This window comes from Streptomyces sp. L500 (assembly GCF_054551825.1).
The window spans coordinates 19,816-39,354 of sequence record NZ_JBTOLC010000044.1 but is presented as its reverse complement, the minus strand read 5'-3'; the positions used below and the strand labels follow the sequence as shown (position 1 = coordinate 39,354).

Here is a 19,539-nt window from a genome sequence, read left to right as displayed (position 1 = left end):
CACGGTCTCGTGCGGGGCCAATCAATCAGTCGCCGTGGGGGTTGTCCAACGGTTTTCCCCGGGGCTCGGTCCGTGTCGTCAGCGGAGGGCGTTGAGGACCGCGTCGGCCCTGACGCGCTCGCCCGTGGCGTTGGGGTGGAGCGGCAGGGTGGGCTTGCCGGGAATGAGCGGCTCGATCCAGGGGTCCGCCGAGCAGGGGTCGTGCCCCGTGGTGGGGGTGAGCGTGTCGACGAAGGTGGCGTCGTTGGCGGCGGCGGTCCTGGCGGCCATCTTGTTGAGGTCGCCGAGGACGGTGCGCAGATAGGCGATGTCGCCGGTGGTGATGGGCATCTTGCCGAGGCAGGTCCGCGGGTCGTCGGGCACCACCGACGGGTAGCCGACGATCACCACCTTGGCCCCGGGGGCCTTGGCGTGGATCCGCTGGAGGCCGTCGGCGAGCTGGGGGGCGACGGCGTCCAGGCGCTTGCCGAGCGTGTCCTTGTAGAAGTCGCGGCAGGGCGCCCCGAAGGGGTTGGTGAGGGCCAGCCCGGAGCACGCCACGACGACGTCGACGAAACCGAGGTCCGACGTGCCGAGGTTGTTGCCGCCGATGGTGAGGGTGACGAGCTTGGTGTCCGGCTTCACCGAGTCGAGCTGCGGGCCGTTGACACGGATCCCGGCGTCGGTCTGCGCCGTGGTGAGGGCACCCACCTTGGCCGCCGCGCAGGTGGCGTCGGTGTACGAGGCCGGTTTGAGGCTCGCGGCGAGGAGACGGCCGTAACTGCGGTCGGAGCGCAGGCACAGTCCGCCGGAGATGTTGGGGATCCCGGCTCCGGCGGCGTAGGAGTCGCCGAGGGCCACGTAGGACGTACCGGAGCCGGTCGGTGTCGCGGCCTGGGCGGGGGTCGCCACGGTGGTGGCCAGGGGGGTGGCGAGGAGGGCGCAGCCCGCCAGCAGGGCGGGCCATTTCCGGCGGGAGGTGACGCCGTGGGCGGCGTCCGTACCGTTGTCCTTGCTGGTGGTCCCTGCTCTGGGCACGGTGCCTCCTGGGGGTGCGGGGAGTCGGGGGGACGACGAAACCGGCCGGTAACCTTGCCGATATCGTCGTGGGCTCCCGCCTCGTGGACCACGTACCGGTGCACAGTGATGACGTCGGCCCGTTGTCCCCGGGCACAACGTCGCCCCGATCCCGCCTCTGTTTGTAACCTGCGGTACATGAACCGCACTTCGCCGCCACCGCCCGCCGAGGTCGCCCCCGCCGCCGCCGTGCTGCTGGGGCGCGCGCGGGACGTGAGCGAGCGCATGGCCCTGCGCATCCGGGCCGAGGTGGCCTACTACGGCAGCGAGGACCGGGTGCCGTTCGTGGAGCTGGGCGCCTCCTGCCGGGACAACACCGAGCTGGTGCTCGGTCAGCTCGTCGACCGCCGGGGGGCCGATCTGGCCCCGGCGCGCAACACGGGCCGCGAGCACGCGCGGCGGGGAGCGCCGCTGGCGGAGTTGCTGCACGCCTATCGGGTGGGGTCCGAGTTCCTGTGGTCCGAGCTGGCCGCCCTGGTCCGGGCCGCCGAGGGCATCACCGTGGACACCGTCGCCTCGCTCGCCGCCTGGTGGGTGAACGAGGGGCTGGCGGCGGCGGCCGGGGACGCCTACCGGGAGGCGGCCTCGGAGCTGGCGCTCCAACGGGAGCGCGAGCGCTCGGCCCTGGTCGAGGCCCTGTTCACGGGGCTGCTCACCGACCGCACCACCGTCTGGGAGGCGGCCCAGGTGCTGGGGCTGCCGACCGAGGGGCCGTTCGTCGTGGTGGCGGCGGACGTGCCCGCGCCGGGCCGGGAGGCGCTGCCGGGGATCGAGTCCCGGCTGCTCGCCGAGGAGGCGCGCTCGGCGTGGCGGCTGCTGCCCGACCTCCAGGTGGGCGTGGTGGCCGTGCGGGGTGCGGGCGGCGAGGAGGCGGCCCTGCGTGTCCTGGGCCGGGCCGGCGGCTCCCCCGTCGGGGTCAGCCCGCCGTACGCGGCGCTCCAGGACACGCCCCGGGCGCTGCGGCTGGCGCGGCTCGCGCTGTCCGGGGCGCGGGGGCGGGCGGCGGGCGTGGCCCGCTTCGACGACAGTCCCGTCTCCCTGCTGGTGGCGGCGTCCCCGGAGGAGGCCGGGCGGATCGCGCGGACGGTCTTCGCCGGCGTCCTGAAGCTGCCGGCCGCCGAGTGCGCCCGGCTGCTGGAGACGCTGGAGCAGTGGTTCGCCGCGGGCGGTTCGGCGGCGGAGGCGGCGAAGCCGCTGTACTGCCACCGCAACACCGTCCGCTACCGGCTGCGCCGGGTGGAGGAGCTGACGGGCCGTTCCCTGCGCGACCCGCGCGCGGTCGCCGACCTGGCCGTGGCACTCGGCGCCCTGCGGCTGCTGCCCGACGGCCCGGCCTGAACGCGCGGGCGGGCGGGACGGAAAAGGGACGCCGGAAAGACACGTGTCGGAGCCGGGTCCCGGTCGGCGGGAAATGTATGCAGGAGGAATGCACCTCCGGCACCGGTCGTGGAGGGCCGAGGGGCCCTGGCACGGCAGTCCCGCGCTGATCGCGGCGCCGCTCGCGCTCATCGCGCTGATCGTGGTGCTCGACCTGTGGACGGGGAAGTCCATCCAGCTGGGCCCGCTCCTGGTGGTGGCGCCGGCGCTCACGGCGACGTTCGGCAGCCCCCGGCTCGTCGCCCTGGTCGCGGCCCTGGCCGTGGGCGCGCAGCTCGTGCTCAGCGCCGTCCTGGGCGGGGTGAGCACCGCGAACCACGAGGCCCAGATCGGCGCCCTGCTGACCATCTCGCTCTTCGTCGTGGGCTTCCGCTACGCGCACGAACGGCACGAGCGGCAGCTCGGCCGGGCGCGGCTGGTGGCGGACGTCATCCAGCGGTACCTGCTGCGCCCCCTCCCCCAGCGCGTCGGCCCGCTGCGGGTGGCGGCGGTGTACGTCGCGGCGGAGGCCGAGGCGCGGATGGGCGGCGACCTCTACGCGACGGCGCGCACCCCGGACGGCAGCCGGTTCCTGATCGGTGACGTGCGGGGCAAGGGCCTGCCCGCCATCGGGTCCACCACCCTGCTGCTCGGCGCCTTCCACGCGGCCGCGCACCGCAACCCGCCGCTGGCCCGGCTCGTCGCCCATCTGCACAACACCGTGTACTGGGACACCGTGGCGCCCTCGGACGACCCGGACAACATGGAGGGGTTCGTCACCGCCGCGGTGCTGGACGTCCCGGACGAGGAGCCCGTGATCCGGCTCGTCAACTGTGGCCATCCGCCACCGCTGCTGATGCACCGGGGGCGGGTCACCCCGCTGACGGTCCGTGACCCGGCCCTGCCGCTGGGCGTGGGCTCGGCTTTGGAGGCGGACGACTACGAAGTCGAGACCTTTCCTTTCGAAGCCGGGGACCTGCTCCTGCTCTACACGGACGGGGTCACCGAGTCCCGTGACGCGCGGGGCGTCTTCTACCCCCTCGCCGAGCGGGTCACCGCCTGGCGGGAACGCGACCCGCAACGGCTGGTCCAGCGCCTCCACGACGACCTGCTCCGCCACGCGGGCGGCACCCTCACCGACGACGCCGCCGTCGTGGCCATCCTGCGCTGCCGCTGACCGGGGGCCGGGGGCGTCAGCGGACCAGGGCGCCGCACGCGCCCTCGATCACCCCGGAGTACTGGCTCACCACCGGCAGGGACTTCGTCTCCCCGTGGCACAGCGTGGCCTCGGCCGGGGCGGCGAGCCGGGCGACGGGACCGGGGCCGGGGCCGGGCCGGGCACCCGGTGCGGCGGCGTAAACGGGGGACGCGGTGGCGCAGAGCACGGCCGTGCCGAGGGCGCCGAGGGCGACGATCCTTCTCATGCCCGGCCCAACGATCCGTCAGGGCCGGTGGATGCGCCCCGGCCGGGAACCACCGCTGGTTTTCGTGTACGGGGTACGGTAATAGCTCATGACGGTATGACCACGGTGTGACCGGAAGAGGAAGGGAGGTCGCCATGGCCCGTACCGGCTCGTCCGGCTCGTCCGGCCGTCCCGCCGGGGTGGATCCGGAACGGCTCTGGTCGCGCACCGGACGCCCGCGCCGGGGCAGGCCGCCGGCGCACAGCCGCGAGGCGATCACGGCGGAGGCCGTCGCCCTCGCCGACGCCGAGGGGCTCGCCGCGGTCACCATGCGCGCGGTCGCGGCCCGCGTCGGGGCCGGGACGATGTCCCTCTACAGCTACGTCCCCAACAAGGAGACGCTGCTGGAGCTCATGATCGACCATGTCGGCGGCGACCATTCCCTGCCTGCCGAGCCCTCCGGGGACTGGCGCGCGGACCTGCGGCGGATCGGCCGGGAACAACGCGCGATCATGCGGCGGCACCCCTGGCTGCCCGCGGCGCTGTCCGCCCGGCAGACGCTCGGCCCCAACACCCTGCGGGTCCTGGAGTACGTCCTCGCCGTGCTCGAGCCCGCCGGCCTGGACGCCCGGGCCCGGCTGGAGACCTTCAGCCTGCTCACCGGCTTCGTGGCCAGCCATGTCTCGTACGAACTGGCCCAGGAGCGGCTGATCGAGGCGACGGGCGGCGCGCCCGGCGCCCTCTTCGAGGCGCAGGCCCGCTATCTGCGGTCCGTCGCGGAGGGCGGCGACTACCCCCGGCTCGCGGCGGCCCTGGCCGCCCCGGTCGACGACTCCTCGCCGCAGGCGGTCTTCGACCGTCTCCTCGACCGCATGATCGACGGACTGACGGCGACGGCGTGACGAACGCGTCGGCCCGCCGGGGACCGTTGCCCGGTGGGCCCCGCAGGAGCGGGACCCACCGGGCGGACCGTCAGGTGCGGTAGGCGTAGTACACCGCGTCCGGGTAGGACGCGATGATGCTCGCCAGCGACTTCCGGAAGGTGTTGGTGGAGTGGTACGTCATGTACGGGATGCCGAGCCGGCTCTTGTACGTGACGATCATGGAGTGGTCCTTCGAGCCGTCACGGTCGAAGTCCATCTGGAGGATGTCGCCGACGTCCATCTGGTAGACGTTCTTCAGGTTGGTGACCCGCTTCGACGACATGGCGTACCAGGACCACTCGTTGGCGCCCACGAAGGACGTCGACTCGGCCTTGCTGTTGTACCACCACTTCTTGTAGTCCGAGTCCGAGCCGGGCTCGTCCTTCCAGCCGCCGGCCCGCAGGGCCTGGCTGATGAAGTTGGTGCAGTCGCCGCCGGCCTCGTTGTACGAGCGGTACTGGGGGTTGTAGTTCCGCCAGTACTTCTCGGCGTAGGCGGCCATGGCCTTGTAGTCGTAGCCGCCCGGCTTCTGGGACTTGGGCACCGGGCGCGCGCCCCAGGATATGGAGGCCGGGGTGGCCTTGGGGAAGCCCCCGGTGTCCTTGGCGGGAGCGGCCGGAGCGGTCTGCGGCTGGTTGATGGCACCCGGGCCGTCTTCCTGGGCCTTGATGTCCGCCAGCTCCCACTTGCCACCCTTACCACGGGTGAAGGTGAGGGTGTGGTGGGCGGTGAAGCCGGTGGTGCCCGGCTCGTCGCCGTGCACCTTCTTGTACGTCAGGACGGTGGTCTCGGTGACCTCGACCGTGGCGCGGTCGCCCTTGACCGTCGTCTTGTCCGTCGTGACCTTGGTGTCGGCGCCGGAGTACGCCTCACCGAGGGAGGCGAGGCGCTTCTTGCGGGTGTACAGCGAGGACACACCACGGCCCTCGGTCCTCTCCATACTGCTGGAGAGGCGCACCTTCTTCTCCTGCGGGGCGTTGTAGCCCCGCTCCTGCTGTCCGTCGACGAGCGCCGCCGTGCGCTGGGTCAGCACGTCGTCGGCGATGCGGCCGAAGGCCGCCGTGGTGGCACCGTCGACCTTGTGGTCTTCGGACGCGTTCGCGCCGGGCAGCAACAGGGCGGAGGCACCCACTGCCAGCGTCGCACCGATGGCGATGCTCAGTGTTCTCTTCTTCACGAAGTTTCCCCTTGTCACCCGGTCCGTTCGGACCGGACGTCGGAATCTTCGCATGAGTTTTCGTACCGTCGGTCACATGGTCGACTCAAGCACCAAAAATCCTGTTCAACGGGGTGTACGGGAGCCCGGAGATCCCGGGGCATACCGTGGGAACCGGTCAACCGGAACGCGCTCGGCGCCGCTTTTGGGGGTCACCACTCCACGGTGAACCGGGCGGGGGCGATGACGTTGATGCCCTGTTCGTACACAGGCGCCCGCTCCGTGACCCGGCGCATCCCCGGGTGGCGCCGCATGAGCGCGGCGATCCCGGCGCGGGTCACCGTCCGGGCGAGGTTCACACCGAGGCAGTAGTGCAGCCCGTGGGAGAAGTGGAGGCTGGTGCCGAGCTGGGGGCGGTGGGGGTCGAAGGAGTCCGGGGCGGCGAAGTGCCGTTCGTCGCGGTTCGCCGAGGCCGTCAGGGCCCAGACGGCCGAGCCCGCCGGGATGCGGACCCCCTCGATCGCCACGTCGGCGGCGGTGGCGCGGAAGACCCCCGTGGCCAGGCCGGAGCGGCGGAGGGTCTCGTCGAACAGGGCGTCGAAGCGGCCGGGTTCCGCCAGCAACCCCTCCCAGCGGCGCCGGTCGCGGAGCAGCTCGTCGCACATATTGATCAGGGCGAAGCTGCTCGGCCGGATGCCGGCGGTGATGATGTCGAAGCTGAAGAGGCTGATGAGCTCCTCGTCGGTGTAGTCCGCCTCCCCCTGGGACACCTTCCGGGTGAGCAGGCTGATCAGATCGTCCCCGGGGCGGCCGCGGCGCCGCTCGTCGATGACTTCGGCCAGGTACTCCTCCCACGCGCGGACGTCCTTGGCGTAGCCGAGCTGGACGTCCGGGGCGGGCCTTCCGAAGAAGAAGTCGTTCAGGGCCCGGTGGCCGCGCAGGACCCGGTCGCGGTCACCGGCCGGGAAGCCGGCCAGCTCGATGATGACGCTGTTCGCCAGGGGGCGGGCGTACGACTCGATCAGATCGGCCGGGGGCCGGTCGGGCATCCCGTCGAGGTGCCGGTCGGCGATCGCGCGGATGCGCTCCTCCAGGCGCGCCACGCCCCGGAACGAGAAGTACTGGGTGAGCGGCCTGCGCAGCCGGTCGTGCACCGGCTGGTCGTCGAACCCCATGTTGGGGGCCGAGAAGGTGCTGGTGGCGGCGAGGATCTCGCGGACCTCGGGCGGGTAGCTCGCCAGGATGAAGGACCGGGTGGCCGCGGGAAAGCGCCGGGGGTCCTTGAGGATCCTCGCGACGTCGTCGTACCGCGACACGATCCACATGTTCAGTTCTTCGCTGAAGAAGACCGGGGCCTCGTCCCGCAGTCGCTTCATCACCGGGTACAGATCCGGCGAACCGGGCGTGAGGAACACCGCCGACACGGCCGCGGAGGTGAGAGGGGAAGGGAGGGGCGGGCACGGCTGCTCCCCGGCTCCCCGCGCGCCGGGGCTTGTCTCGGTCGACTCCGGCACGTTCCAGCCCGCCCTCGTTGGTGCTCGTCGGTCCGCCCGTGCGGATCCCCGCGCTGCCCTGGATCCCCACAACAGCGCATATCAACATATCAACGCTGAATGCTCCCCAGAAGGACGGGATTTACCGGCCCTGCGGTGCGACCCCCGGTCCGTCGTTCGGCCCATCGCCGGCTACGTCCTCGGCGGCCGGTTCCCTCAGGACCTGCGGCTCCACTCCCGGCAGGGCCAGCACCCCGGCCGTCACCAGCAGGGCGCCGACCGCCGCGGGGAGCAGCCACCACCCGGTCCGGATGTGCTCCCCGTACACCAGGAGCCCCAGCGTCAGGCTGACCGAGGCGTCGCCCAGGGTGAGGGCGGGCTGAGAGGCGATCAGCGGGCCGGACTCGACGGCGTTGGACAGCAGGAACAGCGAGCAGGCACCGGAGGCGGCGAAGGCGTACGTCTGCCACGTGGTGAAGAACGCGACGGCGCCGTGCGCGGCGAAGGCGTGGACGGCGGCCTTCATCAGCGCGGCGGTCAGCGCGTAGCCGATGGCCGCGGCGGTGCCGAAGAGCGCGGCCCGGGCCCGGCCCCGGGGGCGCCGCAGGGCCGCGCCGGCGCACAGCGTCATCGCGCCGGCGGCGACGGCCAGGGTCAGCCCCCAGAGCCCGAGGCCGATGTCGGCGCGCCCGCCGGAGGGCGAGGCCGCCGCCAGCGCCATCCCGATCCCGGCGGTGACGGCGATGACGGCGGCCCAGCCCCGGCCCGGCAGCCGGCGCCGGAAGGCCACGCCGGCGATGAGCAGCGCGAAGGGGAGCTCGGTGACGAAGATGGGCTGGACCAGGGCCAGCGAGCCCATCGTCAGGGCCAGTGCCTGACAGACCGCGGCGCAGAGGATGGCCGCGATGCCGCCGAACCACACGGGCTGGTGCAGCAGATGGCGGACCAGCCGGAGGCTGAAGGCGTCGTCCTCGGGCGCGGTCCGCGCCGCCGCACGCTGGAGCACCATGGCGGTGGCGTTGCTCACGGCCGCCAGCACGGCGAAGAGAGCGGCGAACGGCGCTGACACGGGCAGGCTCCTCCGGCGGGGCGGGGCGGCTGTCGCTGACGACACTGGCAGAGCGGTGGGGCGGGCCGGGCCGGCCACGCGCGGGCCGGCCTCGCGATTCCGTCGTCCGGCGGCTGACGCCACGGGTTCCGGGGCGCCCCCGGAGGCCCCCACACCAGCGGGTATATGCGCCATCTCCCGCCCCTTTACAGCCAATTGACACCTTGTTCACTTCCTTCCCCCTGCCCCTGACGTGGGCACGCCGGGAGAGTCGTAGCGGTCATTCGTGTGGCACCGCGCGACTCCAGGAGGGATTCCCATGCCCGACATCACCCGGCGCAGGCTCCTCGGCACGGCGGCCGGTACGGCCGCGAGCGCGGCGGCGCTGTCACTGCTGCCGCCGAGCGTCCAGCAGGCGGTGGCCGCCGGCCCGGCGCGGCGTGGTTCGCTCGCGGACATCCAGCACGTGGTCCTGCTGATGCAGGAGAACAGATCCTTCGACCACTACTACGGCACGCTCAAGGGCGTCCGCGGCTTCGCCGACCCCGACGCCCTGAAGCTCCCCGGCGGGCGCAGCGTCTTCCACCAGCCCGACGCGGAGAACCCCAAGGGCTATCTGCTGCCCTTCCGCCTCGACACGCGCACGACCCGGGCGCAGGCCATCCCGTCCACCGACCACTCCTGGCGGATCCAGCACGAGTCGTGGAACGGCGGGAAGATGGACCGCTGGATGCCGGCGCACCGCAGAGCCGAGGCCGACGGCAAGAACGCCCCGTACGTGATGGGCTACCACACCCGCGAGGACATCCCGTTCCAGTTCGCCCTCGCCGAGGCCTTCACGATCTGCGACAACTACTTCTGCTCGGTCTTCGGGCCGACCTGGCCCAACCGGCTGTTCTGGATGACCGGCACCAACGACCCGTCGGGCACCCGGGGCGGCCCGGTCATCAGCAACACGGCCCCCACGCCGTACCGCTGGACCACCTACCCCGAGCGGCTGGAGGCGGCGGGGGTCAGCTGGCGCGTCTACCGGCAGGAGGACGACTACGGGACGAACCTGCTGGAGCAGTTCCAGCAGTTCAAGAACGCGAAGCCGGGCAGCCCGCTGTACGAGCGGGGGCTGCGCGCGTCCGCCGAGGGCACGTTCGAGGACGACGCGCGCAACGACCGGCTGCCGGCCGTCTCCTGGCTGCTGCCCACCACCGCCGGCTGTGAGCACCCCGACTCGATGCCCGCCGCGGGCGCGGACTTCGTCGCGAAGAAGCTGGAGGCGATCGCCGACAACCCCGACGTGTGGCGGAAAACCGTCTTCATCCTGAACTTCGACGAGAACGACGGGCTCTTCGACCACGTGCCCCCGCCCGTGCCGCCGAAGGGCACCAAGGACGAGTTCGTGGGCGGGCTGCCGATCGGCGGGGGCTTCCGGGTGCCGTGCCTGGTCGTCTCGCCGTGGACGGTGGGCGGCTGGGCGGCCGGTGAAGCCTTCGACCACACCTCCGTGCTGCGCTTCCTGGAGCGCTGGACGGGGGTGCGGGAGCCCAACATCAGCGCGTGGCGGCGCCGTACCTTCGGCGACCTCACCTCGGCCTTCGGCTTCGGCTCGCCCGCCACGACCCCGCCCGCGCTGCCGGGCGACACCGAGGAGCGGCTGCGCCAGGCCGAGTGGGACGTCGCCCACCTGCCGGCGCCCACGTTCCCGGGGGCCACGCAGCGGCCTCCGGCGCAGGAGCCGGGCACCCGGCCGCGGCGGTAGGGCCGCCAGGGGTGTCGCGCCGGTCCCGCGCCTATGTGCCGGGGCCGGTGCGACGGGATTCTCGCGTGCGGGTCGTTCATGACGCCCGCGCGGGTGCCACGGGAGGCCGCGCGGGCGCGGGATCGCGCAGGCCCGCGCTGACGGCCCGGCCCGTCCGGGCGACGGCGCGGGCGAGCCGTCCCAGGTCGTGGGCCGGGTCGACCATCGCGCACAGTCCGGCGACGGCCTCGCCGCCCGGAGCCGTCAGCGGCACGGCGACACAGCACACGCCGGGCACCAGCTCCTCCCGGTCCAGGGCCACTCCCCCGTCGCGGATGGCCGTGGCCTCCCGTCGCCAGGAGGCCGGCAGCGGGTCCAGCGGCGCCCTCGGCGACGCGGCGGCCACCAGGACCTTCCCGGCCGCGGCGTACCAGGGCCAGGTCGCGCCCGGCTGAAAGGGCGCCAGGTGGTCCACCATGCCGGGCACGCCCTGGACCGCGAGGGTCCGGCCCTCGCGCAGCACGCAGATCCCGACCGAGGCGCCGGTGGCCCGCGCCAGCCGGCGCATCGGGTCGCGCGCCGCCGCGCACAGCCCGGGTGGCGGCTGCCAGCCCAGCCCGAGGCGGAACATCCGTGCCCCCATCCGGTACCGGGTGCCGTGGTGTTCGACGACGCCGAGGTCGACCAGCTGCTCCAGGAGCCGGTGCGCCGTGGTCTTGGGCAGCCCGCTGTCGGCCGACAGCGCGGTCAGCCCGGCCTCCCGCGCCCGCCCCAGAGCTTCCAGCAGGGCGAACGCCCCCTCGAGAACGCCCCGTCCGGGAGCCGGCCGCTCGCCGGTCCCCCCGGCCGCGGATCTGGCCATCGCCGGTCCCCTTCCGAGGTCGTCCTCCGTGTGCCGCCGTCCGGAACGAGTGAACCCCTCGGGGCTAAACGGGCCCTAAATGCGCTGGCCGCGCGCCGCGCCGTCGCGGGGCTCGACGTGGAAGGCGAACGCGGCGGTGCCGGGGTCGACCGCCGTCACGCCGCCGTCGACGGTGAGGGTCGCGCCGTTGACGAAGGAGGCGGCGGGCGACAGCAGCCAGGCGATCGCCTCGGCCACCTCCTCCGGCGCACCGGGGCGCCCCGCCGGAAGGAGCCGGGTCGCCTCCTCGTACGCCGCGTCGGTGCCGCCCTCCCCCAGGCCCGTCTCCTCGGCGAACCGGGCCATGCGGCGGTCGGCCATCTCGGTGCGGATCCAGCTGGGGCAGACGGTGTTGGCGCGCAGCCCCCGGTGGCCGTAGTCGACGGCGAGGGAGGAGCTGAGCTGGCGCAGCGCCGCCTTCGAGGTGGCGTACGCGGCGTTGGCCGTGCCGTTGCGCAGCGCGGAGACCGAGGCGACGGCCACCACGGAGCCCCGGGTCTCCAGCAGGTGCGGCAGGGCGGCGCGCAGGAGCAGGAAGGGGCCGGTGAGGTTGGTGCTGATGACGGTGTCCCAGTCCTCGACCGAGAGGTCGCCGACGGCGCCGGCGCGGCCGACACCGGCGTTGAGCACCACGCCGTCGAGCCGTCCGTAGGCGGTCAGGGCCGTGTCGACGAGGCCCGCCACGGCCTCGGGGTCGGCGGCGTCGGCGGGGTGGGCCAGGGCCCCGGTTTCCTCGGCGACGCGCCGCAGCGGTTCGGGGCGGCGTCCGGAGATCACCACCTGGTGCCCGGCCGCGCGCAGGAGCCGGGCCGTGGCGGCCCCGATGCCCGTCCCGCCGCCGGTCACGAGGACAACGCGCTGTTCGGTCATGGTCGTACCGCCTCCGGAGCTGGTCGCTGACATGCCGTCACGATCATACGGAGGCGGTGCCGGGCCGGCCCTGCCGCTCCGGGGCGCCCAGCAGCCCCACCTGCGCGGCGCGGGCGCCGGCCTGGAAGCGGCTGACGGCGCCGAGCTCCGCCATCGCGGCCTTCATGTAACGGCGGCACGTTCTGGTGGAGATGGCGAGCCGACGGGCGATCACCTCGTCCTTCAGGCCGGCCGCCATCAGCCGCAGCACGGTGCGGTTCAGCTCGTCGACGACCTTCTCGTACTGGGCCTCCTGCGGGTCGAAGGGCTGGGCGAGGACCCAGACGTCCTCGAAGCGGCGGTGCATGAAGTCGGCGACGGTGGCGTTGGTGACCATCGCCGCGCCGCCGTCGGTGCCGTCCTCCGGCGCCTGCGGCACGAAGGCCACGGACCGGTCGAAGACGACGACGTACTCGCAGACCTCGGCGCTGGTGCGCACCTCCGCGCCGGCCTCGGCGGCCTGGCAGACGAAGGCGCGGGTGGCCAGGCTGGCCCGTTCGGCGTGCTGGTGGACGACGCGCATCCGCACGCCCCTGCGCAGCAGGGCGAGGCTCCACTCGCGGGTGTGGCGGACGGCGTCCGTGTCGCGGCCGCCGTTCGGCTGGATCATCACGGCCTCGTGGCGGCAGCGCCGGGCGGCCGCGGCGAGTTGGCGCCGGACCTCCTCGGGGTCGTGGATGGTGCGGGTGCCGTCCGGCGGGTGGGGCGAGGGGGCGCTGTCGAGGTAGACGGGCAGCAGCGCGTGGAGCTGGCCGCGGACGTGGGCGATGCGCCGCTCGTGCTCGTGGATGTCGCGTTCGAGCGGGGCGACCACGACGGCCTCGGCCAGTTCGGGGTGGACGGGGACGAGCGGGCCGCCGGCCCCGGTCGCGGAGAGCAGCCCCATGCTGTGGAGGGTGTCACGGGCCCGGGCCAGTTCGTCCGGCGGGACGCCGAGCCTTTCCATGATCGCGACTTCGTCGAAAGAACCGTGTCGCAGGGCCAGCGTGTAGACGGAAACGCAGGTCGAATCCAGATCGGTCAACTTTGCCCCCCGGCATTCTCAATGTCCTTGTTCGCTCCCACGCTTTCCGCTTGTTGCCAGGTCACTATAGGACACCTCTATCCGGTTGTTGCCAGGTCACTATAGGACAGCGGGACGTCATGGCCCGGAGAGCGTCGACGCCCGCATACTCGACGTGTCGGGGCCGGTGCTGCGGCACTCACCCGTGCCCGCGACGGCTGAGTTGCTACATGGGGGGACTACGGGGTGCGCAACAACCGGGCGAACTTTGCCCAGATCATCGATGTCGTCAACTTCCTCCCCGAGCGAATCGTCACCAATGGGTCGCAGTCGGCCGGTGACGAGCTCGGGGACGATCCGTTTTTTCGGGGGGTGGCGGAGCGCCGCTTCGCCTCCCCGGACCACAGCTCCGCCGAACTCGGCGCGCTCGCCGTGGAGAAGCTGCTGAACCGTACGGGTGTGGCGGCCACGGACGTGGATCTCATCATCTACAACTGCGTCTTCAACGACACCTTCTGGCCGGGCATCGGCCCGGCGGTGCAGAAGGCCGTCGGCGCGGACCGCGCGATGATCCTCCAGGTGGACACGAGCTGCTGCTCCTGGCTGTCCGGGGTGCGGACGGCCGCCGCCTTCATCGAGTCCGGGCAGCACCGCAACGTCGTGGTGCTCACCGTCACCAACTTCGTCTCCCGGCTTCCGGAGTTCCAGAAGTCCTCGCGCTCGCGCGTCCTGGGCGACGGCGCCACCGCGACCTTGCTGACACCCGGCGAGCAAACGATTCTCTCCACGTACGAGCGGTCGCACGGGGAGAACTACGGGCTGCTGCGCTTCGAACCGGATGAGGTCGACGGGCAGTTCCGCCAATTCTGGGAGCGCGGCTGCGGACCCATCACGGTCAACTTCACGCGTGAGCGCATCGACGCGCTGCGTGAGAACGCGATGCGCCTGGTGCCGGAGGCCGTGGGGATCAGCCTCGACCGGGCCGGGCTGGAGAGCCGGGACGTCTCGCTCCTCATCACCCACCAGCCGAACGACGAATACCTCGCCGAGTGGCGCCGCCGCTGTGGCATCGAACCACCGCGCACGCACGACACACTGGCCAAGTACGGGAATCTCTTCGCGGGCTCGATCCCGGTGACCCTGGCCGACGCGCTGGACAACTCCCTGGTCAAGCCGGGTGACATCCTTGCCCTCGGCACCTTCTCCAACGGCGGGGACATGGTCAGCGCCATGACGCTGCGCTGGCCCGCCGCCCGCGCGTGAGCACCACCGGATACGGTGTGCCGCTCCGCGCTGATTCCGGGAATTCACATACGGCTTCTTGACGGCCGTTGAAACACCGCTCCCACAACCTTTCCGGACCACAGTATTCAAGGAGGCGTCATGACGCCTGAACCGAATCCCGCCGCGCCCGCCGACGATTCCGACCTGGCCCGGCTCGATCTCATTCGCTGTGAGAACACCGACGCGGAAGAGATCCACAAACTGATGCTCGGCATGACCAAGGAAACCTATTCGCACGAGGAGATATTCGGCCCCTACTGCACGCTCGGCGAGCACATAGACGTCCCCTTCGACGTCGTCTTCGACTACCTCGCCGACATCCGTTCCCTGGAGGAATGGTCGTACAGCATGCGGGAGCTGCGGCACATCGGCGGCGGGCTCTACCGGGGGCGCGAGGCCATCCAGCCCAACACCGAGATCTTCATCCGGGCGGAGGTCACCAAGGGCCCGCAGCACGGCCAGGTGGTCTGGCCCTGCGCCTGGGACCAGGGGCAGGAGCTCTGGATGCGCTACTACTTCACCGTCATCGACGCCTGGCCGACCCTGCGCCGTCCCGGCACGGTGATCATCTGGACCAACTGCCGCCACCCCTACTACGACCGTGAGGTCACGGACGTGCCGGAGTACATCGCCGCCGGCCGGGCGCGCACCGACCGGTACTGGGTCGGTGACATCTGGCCGCAGTTCGACGCCATCCACAAGGTGGAGATGGCCAACCTCAAGCGCATCCTCGAGCACCGGTTCTCGGTCGGCGCCGTCGGCCCGGCCGGTTCCCCCAGCGTGTCGGGACCGAACGATGCGACTGGATGACGCGCTGGTCAGCACGCTCCGCGACTGGGACGTCCGCTACGTCTTCGGGGTCAGCGGGGCCAACATCGAACACGTCCACGACGCCATCCACCGCCTCGGCGGCGACCGGCTGCGGTCGGTGATGGCCCGGCGCGAGGACGGCGCCGCGTTCATGGCCGACGGCCGGGCGCGGGTCCACCGCACCCTCGGCGTCTGCTGCGCCACCTCCGGTGGCGGCATGGTCAACCTGCTGGCCGGGCTCGCCGAGTCCTACGCGGAGTCGGTCCCGGTGCTCGCCCTCATCGGGCAGCCGCCGCTCCATCTGGAGGGGCGCGGCGCGTTCCAGGACTCCTCCGGGATCGGCCGCACCGTCGACGCGGTCGGGCTGCTGCGGGCCACCACCAAGCGCGTCGCCAAGATCGAGGACCCGGCCGACTTCTGGCCCGAGCTCCACGCCGCCGCGGTCGCGGCGCTCACCGGCCGGCCCGGCCCGGTGGCGCTGCTGCTGCCCCGGGACGTCTTCGAGACGGCCGTCGGGCCGCGCCCCGAGGACTTCCCGGCCGAGCTGTCCGCGCTGCTCGCGCCCGCCGAGGCCGCCCCGCACACCGTCCGCCCGCTGTTCGACGCGCTGCGCTCGGCCGAGCGTCCGGCGCTGCTCATCGGGCACGGGGTACGTCGCGGCGGCGCCTCCGACGTCGTCACCGAGTTCGCGCGCCGCGCGGGCGTCCCGGTGGTCGCCACCATGGCGGCGCGCGGCGAGTTCCCCAATGACGACCCGCTGTTCCTGGGCGTGGCGGGCGTGGTGGGGCACCCTTCCGCGCACCGCTACCTGAAGGAATCGGACCTGGTCGTCGCGGTCGGCACCGGACTCGGTGTGATGACCCGGGGGCCGCTGGGCCCGCTGGACCCGGCGCGCCTGGCCGTGGTCAACATCGACCCCGGGGAGGTGGAGCGGGCCACCGCGCCCGGCCTGGTCGTCGCGCGGGACGCCGGCGCCGTCTTCCGTACGCTGCTGGGGCTGCTCGACGCCGAGCCGTTCACGGCGGCACCGCCCGACGGCTACGAGCTGCTCCGCTACCGTCCGCGCCTGGCGCCCGACGCGGGCGGGGAGCCCACGCCGCGCACCGCCCGCGACACCCTGCGGCAGAGCGAGGCGATCCGTGCCCTTGAGCCCTATCTGCCTCGCGATGGCCACATCGTGCTGGACGCGGGCAACTGCGCCTCGGCCGCGATCCATCTGGCGCACGTGCCGGAGGGCGCCTCGTCGACCATCGCGCTGGGCATGGGCGGCATGGGCTACAGCATCGCCGCGGCCATCGGCGCCCAGCTGGGCTCGGCGCCGGGCACCCGGTCGGTGGTCCTCTGCGGGGACGGGGCGTTCCTGATGAACGGCTTCGAGGTGCACACCGCCGTGGCCGAGCGGTTGCCCGTGCTGTACGTGGTCTTCAACAACAACATGCACGGCATGTGCGTCACCCGTCAGCAGACGTTCTTCGACTCGCGGCTGGAGGCCGTGCGCTACCCGCCGCTGGACGTGGCCACGGTGGCGTACGGGCTGGGCGGGCCGGACCGGCTCTGGGTCGGCACCGCCGGCACGCTCGACGAGCTCCACATCCGGCTCGCCGACTACCACGACGCCCACGCGCATCTGCCGGGCGTCCTCGAACTGCGGCTTCCGGTCGAGGAGGTGCCGCCCTTCGCGGCCTTCCTCCCGGAGGACGAGCCGACGTACGCCGTCGGCCGCCGCACCGACAGCCGGGTACTCACCGGCTGAGCACCGCACCAGGAAAACAATCAGGGGGAGAAAGATGGAGCAGGACACTCGCCGTGCCGTCGACACCGGGGAGGCCGCCGTCGGCGGCGTCGCGCTCGGTACGGCACCGCCCGCCGCGGTCCTGGACGACGCCACTCGGGCCGGGGCGGTCACCGTCGCGCCCGGCGACGCCCGGTACGCGGACCTGCGGCGCGGGTACAACCAGCGCTGGATCTCGAACGCCGAGTCCATTCGGCTGGTCCACACCCGGCGCCAGGTGGAGGACGCGGTCCGCGAGGCGTTCGCGGCCGACAAGAAGATCGCGATTCGTAGCGGGGGGCACTGCTACGAGGGCTTCGGCATCGACGCGAAGCTCCTCCTCGATCTGTCGCACATGAACGCCGTGTACTTCGACGAGCGGCGCGGCGCCTTCGCCATCGAGCCGGGCGCGACGCTCGGCGAGGTGTACCGGGCGCTGTACAAGGCCTTCGGCGTCACCATCCCCGGCGGCGCCTGCCCCTCGGTGGGCATCGGCGGGCACATCGCGGGCGGCGGCCACGGCCCGCTGTCGCGGCTGCACGGCCTGACCGTCGACTACCTCCACGCCGTCGAGGTCGTCACCGTCAACGCCGCGGGCAAGGTCGTCACCCTCGTGGCCACCCGCGAGGACTGGGAGGAGGGCCGGCCCAAGGGCGCGCTGTGGTGGGCCCACACCGGCGGTGGCGGCGGCAACTTCGGCATCGCCACCCGCTACTGGTTCCGCGCCCCGGGCGCGAAGGGGAACGACCCGGCCACGCTGCTGCCCAGGCCGCCCGGGGAGGTCTTCGTCTCCACGGTCACCTGGCAGTGGGCCGAGGTGACGGAGGAGAGCTTCACCCGGCTGGTGCGCAACTACAGCACCTGGTGCGAGAACAACAGCGCCGCGGACTCGCCGTACGCCGCCCTCTACAGCCAGTTCATGCCGACGCCGCGCGCGGCGGGCTCGTTCTCCATGATCGCGCAGTTCGACGCCACGCGGCCGGACTCGGAGCAGTTGCTGAACGACTTCCTCGCGGCGGTGGGCGAAGGCACCGGTCTGACGCCCAAGACGCAGGTCCTGCGCCTGCCGTGGCTCCACGCCACGATGTGGCCGGGCCTGACGGGGCCGAACAGCCCCACGTTCAGTTTCAAGGCCAAGTCGGCCTACCAGCGCGCGTGCCTGCCGGACGAGCAGTTGCGGGCGATGTACCGCCACCTCGGGGGTGAGGTCGCCTACGGCAACCCGGCCGCCCGCCTCCTCATGATCACCTTCGGGGGGAAGATCAACACCCGTCCCCGGGAGGCCACGGCGTATCCGCACCGCGACTCGGTGATGGAGCTCCACTACGTCACCACCTGGGCTCCCGGCACGGACGACGCCGCCCACCTGAAGTGGCTGCGGGACTTCTACGCGGACGTGTACGCGCCGACCGGCGGCGTGCCCGTGCCCAATGACGTCACCAACGGCTGCTACGTCAACTACCCGGACACCGACCTCGACGACCCCGCGTACAACAGCTCGGGCCTCTCGGCCCACCAGCTGTACTACGCAGGCAACCTCGAGGCCCTGGTCGCGGCCAAGCAGGCCTTCGACCCGCACGACGTCTTCCGCCACGCCCAGTCCATACCGGTGAAGTGAGGTCGGAGAAGGATGACGCGATTACACGAGCTCCGGCTGCACCTCAACGAGAACCCCTACCCGCCGCTGCCCGAGGTCCGCGAGGCCCTCGCGGCGCAGCTGGACGCGGTCAACCGCTATCCGGAGTTCACCCCGGTCACGCTCGTCGGGATGGTCGCCGACTGGCTGGGGGTCGCCCACGAGGCGGTGGCGGTCGGCAACGGTTCGGTCGGGATCGCGCTCCAGGTCCTCGACCTGTGCACGGGACCGGGCGACGAGGTGGTGTACGGGTGGCGGTCGTTCGACGCCTACCCCATCATCACGCGGATGGCCGGGGCGAAGGCCGTGCAGGTGCCGCTGACGGCCGCCGGTGAGCAGGACCTCGACGGGATGCTCGCCGCGGTCACGCCCCGGACCAGGGTCGTGGTGCTGTGCAACCCGCACAACCCGACGGGCACGGTCTTCGACCGCACCGCGCTGAAGTCCTTCCTCGCGGCCCTGCCGGAGCGCGTCACGGTCGTCCTGGACGAGGCGTACCACGAGTTCGCCCGCGACCCCGGGATCCCCGACGGGCTGGACCACCTCGCGGACCACCCCAACCTGTTGGTCCTGCGCACCTTCTCCAAGGCCTACGGGCTGGCCGCGCTGCGCGTCGGCTACTGCGTCGCGGCGCCGGAGCTCGCGGGGCGGCTGCGGGAGGCGTCGCTGCCGTACGGCATCAGCCCGCTCGCCCAGGTCGGGGTGGCGGCGTCGCTGGGGGCCCGGGAGCAGCTCACCGCGCGCGTCGACGCGATCGTCGGCGAGCGCGACCGGCTGCGCGAGGGGCTCACCCGGCTGGGCTGGCACAGCTTCCCGAGCCACGGCAACTTCCTGTGGCTCGGAGCCGGGGACGCGAGCGAGCGCCTCGCGGCGGCGCTGGGCGGTGCCGGGGCGCTGGTGCGCTGCTACCCGGGCGAAGGCGTGCGGCTGACCGTGGGCCTGCCGGAGGCCAACGACCTCGTCCTGCGCGCCGCCGGTCCGGCGGCCGCCTGACGAAGGGCCCCTCCCCGCGCGGGGAGGGGCCCCCACCACGTCCGGCCGAACCTCGGGCCGGCTGC

General features: G+C 72.7%; 17 protein-coding genes. 9 read left to right on the top strand and 8 right to left on the bottom strand.

Features of this window, described 5'->3' with window-relative positions; translation table 11 throughout:
* Positions 1–78 precede the first annotated feature (78 nt).
* On the bottom strand, positions 79–1,017 hold the full coding sequence (locus ACX9I7_RS27510) for an SGNH/GDSL hydrolase family protein (RefSeq protein WP_459388852.1): 939 nt from the start codon (positions 1,015–1,017) through the stop codon (positions 79–81).
* 177 nt (positions 1,018–1,194) lie between these two features.
* On the opposite strand from ACX9I7_RS27510, the gene ACX9I7_RS27505 reads away from it, so the two are divergent.
* Entirely contained in the window at positions 1,195–2,394 is a 1,200-nt protein-coding gene (locus ACX9I7_RS27505; RefSeq protein WP_358626756.1) for a PucR family transcriptional regulator, read from the top strand.
* Positions 2,395–2,482: 88 nt separating this feature from the next.
* Positions 2,483–3,589, top strand: coding sequence for a PP2C family protein-serine/threonine phosphatase (locus tag ACX9I7_RS27500; RefSeq protein ID WP_387570876.1), 1,107 nt, complete (start codon positions 2,483–2,485; stop codon positions 3,587–3,589).
* A gap of 16 nt (positions 3,590–3,605) precedes the next feature.
* Here the strand turns inward: ACX9I7_RS27500 and ACX9I7_RS27495 are convergent, their stop codons facing one another.
* The gene (locus tag ACX9I7_RS27495) at positions 3,606–3,836 is read right to left on the bottom strand and encodes a hypothetical protein (protein WP_387570873.1); all 231 of its coding nucleotides are present in this window, start codon (positions 3,834–3,836) and stop codon (positions 3,606–3,608) included.
* Between the two features lie 134 nt (positions 3,837–3,970).
* On the opposite strand from ACX9I7_RS27495, the gene ACX9I7_RS27490 reads away from it, so the two are divergent.
* Positions 3,971–4,717, top strand: a complete 747-nt coding sequence (locus tag ACX9I7_RS27490) for a TetR/AcrR family transcriptional regulator (RefSeq protein ID WP_358626762.1) — start codon at positions 3,971–3,973, stop codon at positions 4,715–4,717.
* A gap of 70 nt (positions 4,718–4,787) precedes the next feature.
* On the opposite strand, the gene ACX9I7_RS27485 is transcribed toward ACX9I7_RS27490, so the two are convergent.
* The 3 genes from ACX9I7_RS27485 to ACX9I7_RS27475 all read right to left on the bottom strand — a co-directional run bounded on the left by ACX9I7_RS27485 (position 4,788) and on the right by ACX9I7_RS27475 (position 8,456).
* The gene (locus ACX9I7_RS27485) at positions 4,788–5,915 is read right to left on the bottom strand and encodes an amidase domain-containing protein (RefSeq protein ID WP_459388851.1); all 1,128 of its coding nucleotides are present in this window, start codon (positions 5,913–5,915) and stop codon (positions 4,788–4,790) included.
* Positions 5,916–6,106: 191 nt separating this feature from the next.
* Positions 6,107–7,318: a cytochrome P450 gene (locus tag ACX9I7_RS27480; RefSeq protein WP_459388850.1), complete on the bottom strand. Its 1,212-nt coding sequence runs from the start codon at positions 7,316–7,318 to the stop codon at positions 6,107–6,109.
* Positions 7,319–7,529: 211 nt separating this feature from the next.
* Entirely contained in the window at positions 7,530–8,456 is a 927-nt protein-coding gene (locus ACX9I7_RS27475; RefSeq protein WP_459388849.1) for a DMT family transporter, read from the bottom strand.
* A 298-nt stretch (positions 8,457–8,754) separates the two neighbouring features.
* Between ACX9I7_RS27475 and ACX9I7_RS27470 the strand changes: the two genes are divergently transcribed.
* Positions 8,755–10,188: an alkaline phosphatase family protein gene (locus tag ACX9I7_RS27470; protein WP_459388848.1), complete on the top strand. Its 1,434-nt coding sequence runs from the start codon at positions 8,755–8,757 to the stop codon at positions 10,186–10,188.
* Between the two features lie 76 nt (positions 10,189–10,264).
* Here ACX9I7_RS27470 and ACX9I7_RS27465 read toward each other — a convergent pair whose 3' ends face one another.
* The 3 genes from ACX9I7_RS27465 to ACX9I7_RS27455 form a co-directional block, all read right to left on the bottom strand.
* The gene (locus tag ACX9I7_RS27465; protein ID WP_387570858.1) at positions 10,265–11,029 is read right to left on the bottom strand and encodes an IclR family transcriptional regulator; all 765 of its coding nucleotides are present in this window, start codon (positions 11,027–11,029) and stop codon (positions 10,265–10,267) included.
* A gap of 75 nt (positions 11,030–11,104) precedes the next feature.
* A complete protein-coding gene (locus ACX9I7_RS27460; protein WP_459388857.1) occupies positions 11,105–11,938 on the bottom strand; it encodes an SDR family NAD(P)-dependent oxidoreductase in 834 nt (277 codons plus the stop codon).
* Positions 11,939–11,981: 43 nt separating this feature from the next.
* The gene (locus ACX9I7_RS27455; RefSeq protein WP_387570855.1) at positions 11,982–13,001 is read right to left on the bottom strand and encodes a helix-turn-helix transcriptional regulator; all 1,020 of its coding nucleotides are present in this window, start codon (positions 12,999–13,001) and stop codon (positions 11,982–11,984) included.
* Positions 13,002–13,226: 225 nt separating this feature from the next.
* Between ACX9I7_RS27455 and ACX9I7_RS27450 the strand changes: the two genes are divergently transcribed.
* From ACX9I7_RS27450 to ACX9I7_RS27430, 5 genes are all read left to right on the top strand, one after another.
* On the top strand, positions 13,227–14,243 hold the full coding sequence (locus tag ACX9I7_RS27450; RefSeq protein WP_387570852.1) for a 3-oxoacyl-ACP synthase III family protein: 1,017 nt from the start codon (positions 13,227–13,229) through the stop codon (positions 14,241–14,243).
* Between the two features lie 120 nt (positions 14,244–14,363).
* The gene (locus ACX9I7_RS27445; RefSeq protein ID WP_358626778.1) at positions 14,364–15,074 is read left to right on the top strand and encodes an SRPBCC family protein; all 711 of its coding nucleotides are present in this window, start codon (positions 14,364–14,366) and stop codon (positions 15,072–15,074) included.
* A complete protein-coding gene (locus ACX9I7_RS27440; RefSeq protein WP_387570848.1) occupies positions 15,061–16,827 on the top strand; it encodes a thiamine pyrophosphate-binding protein in 1,767 nt (588 codons plus the stop codon). Before ACX9I7_RS27445 ends, ACX9I7_RS27440 begins: the two co-directional genes overlap by 14 nt.
* Positions 16,828–16,861: 34 nt before the next feature.
* Positions 16,862–18,463, top strand: coding sequence for an FAD-binding oxidoreductase (locus ACX9I7_RS27435; protein WP_459388847.1), 1,602 nt, complete (start codon positions 16,862–16,864; stop codon positions 18,461–18,463).
* A 12-nt stretch (positions 18,464–18,475) separates the two neighbouring features.
* Positions 18,476–19,474, top strand: coding sequence for a histidinol-phosphate transaminase (locus ACX9I7_RS27430; RefSeq protein WP_358626784.1), 999 nt, complete (start codon positions 18,476–18,478; stop codon positions 19,472–19,474).
* The last annotated feature ends 65 nt before the right edge of the window (positions 19,475–19,539 follow it).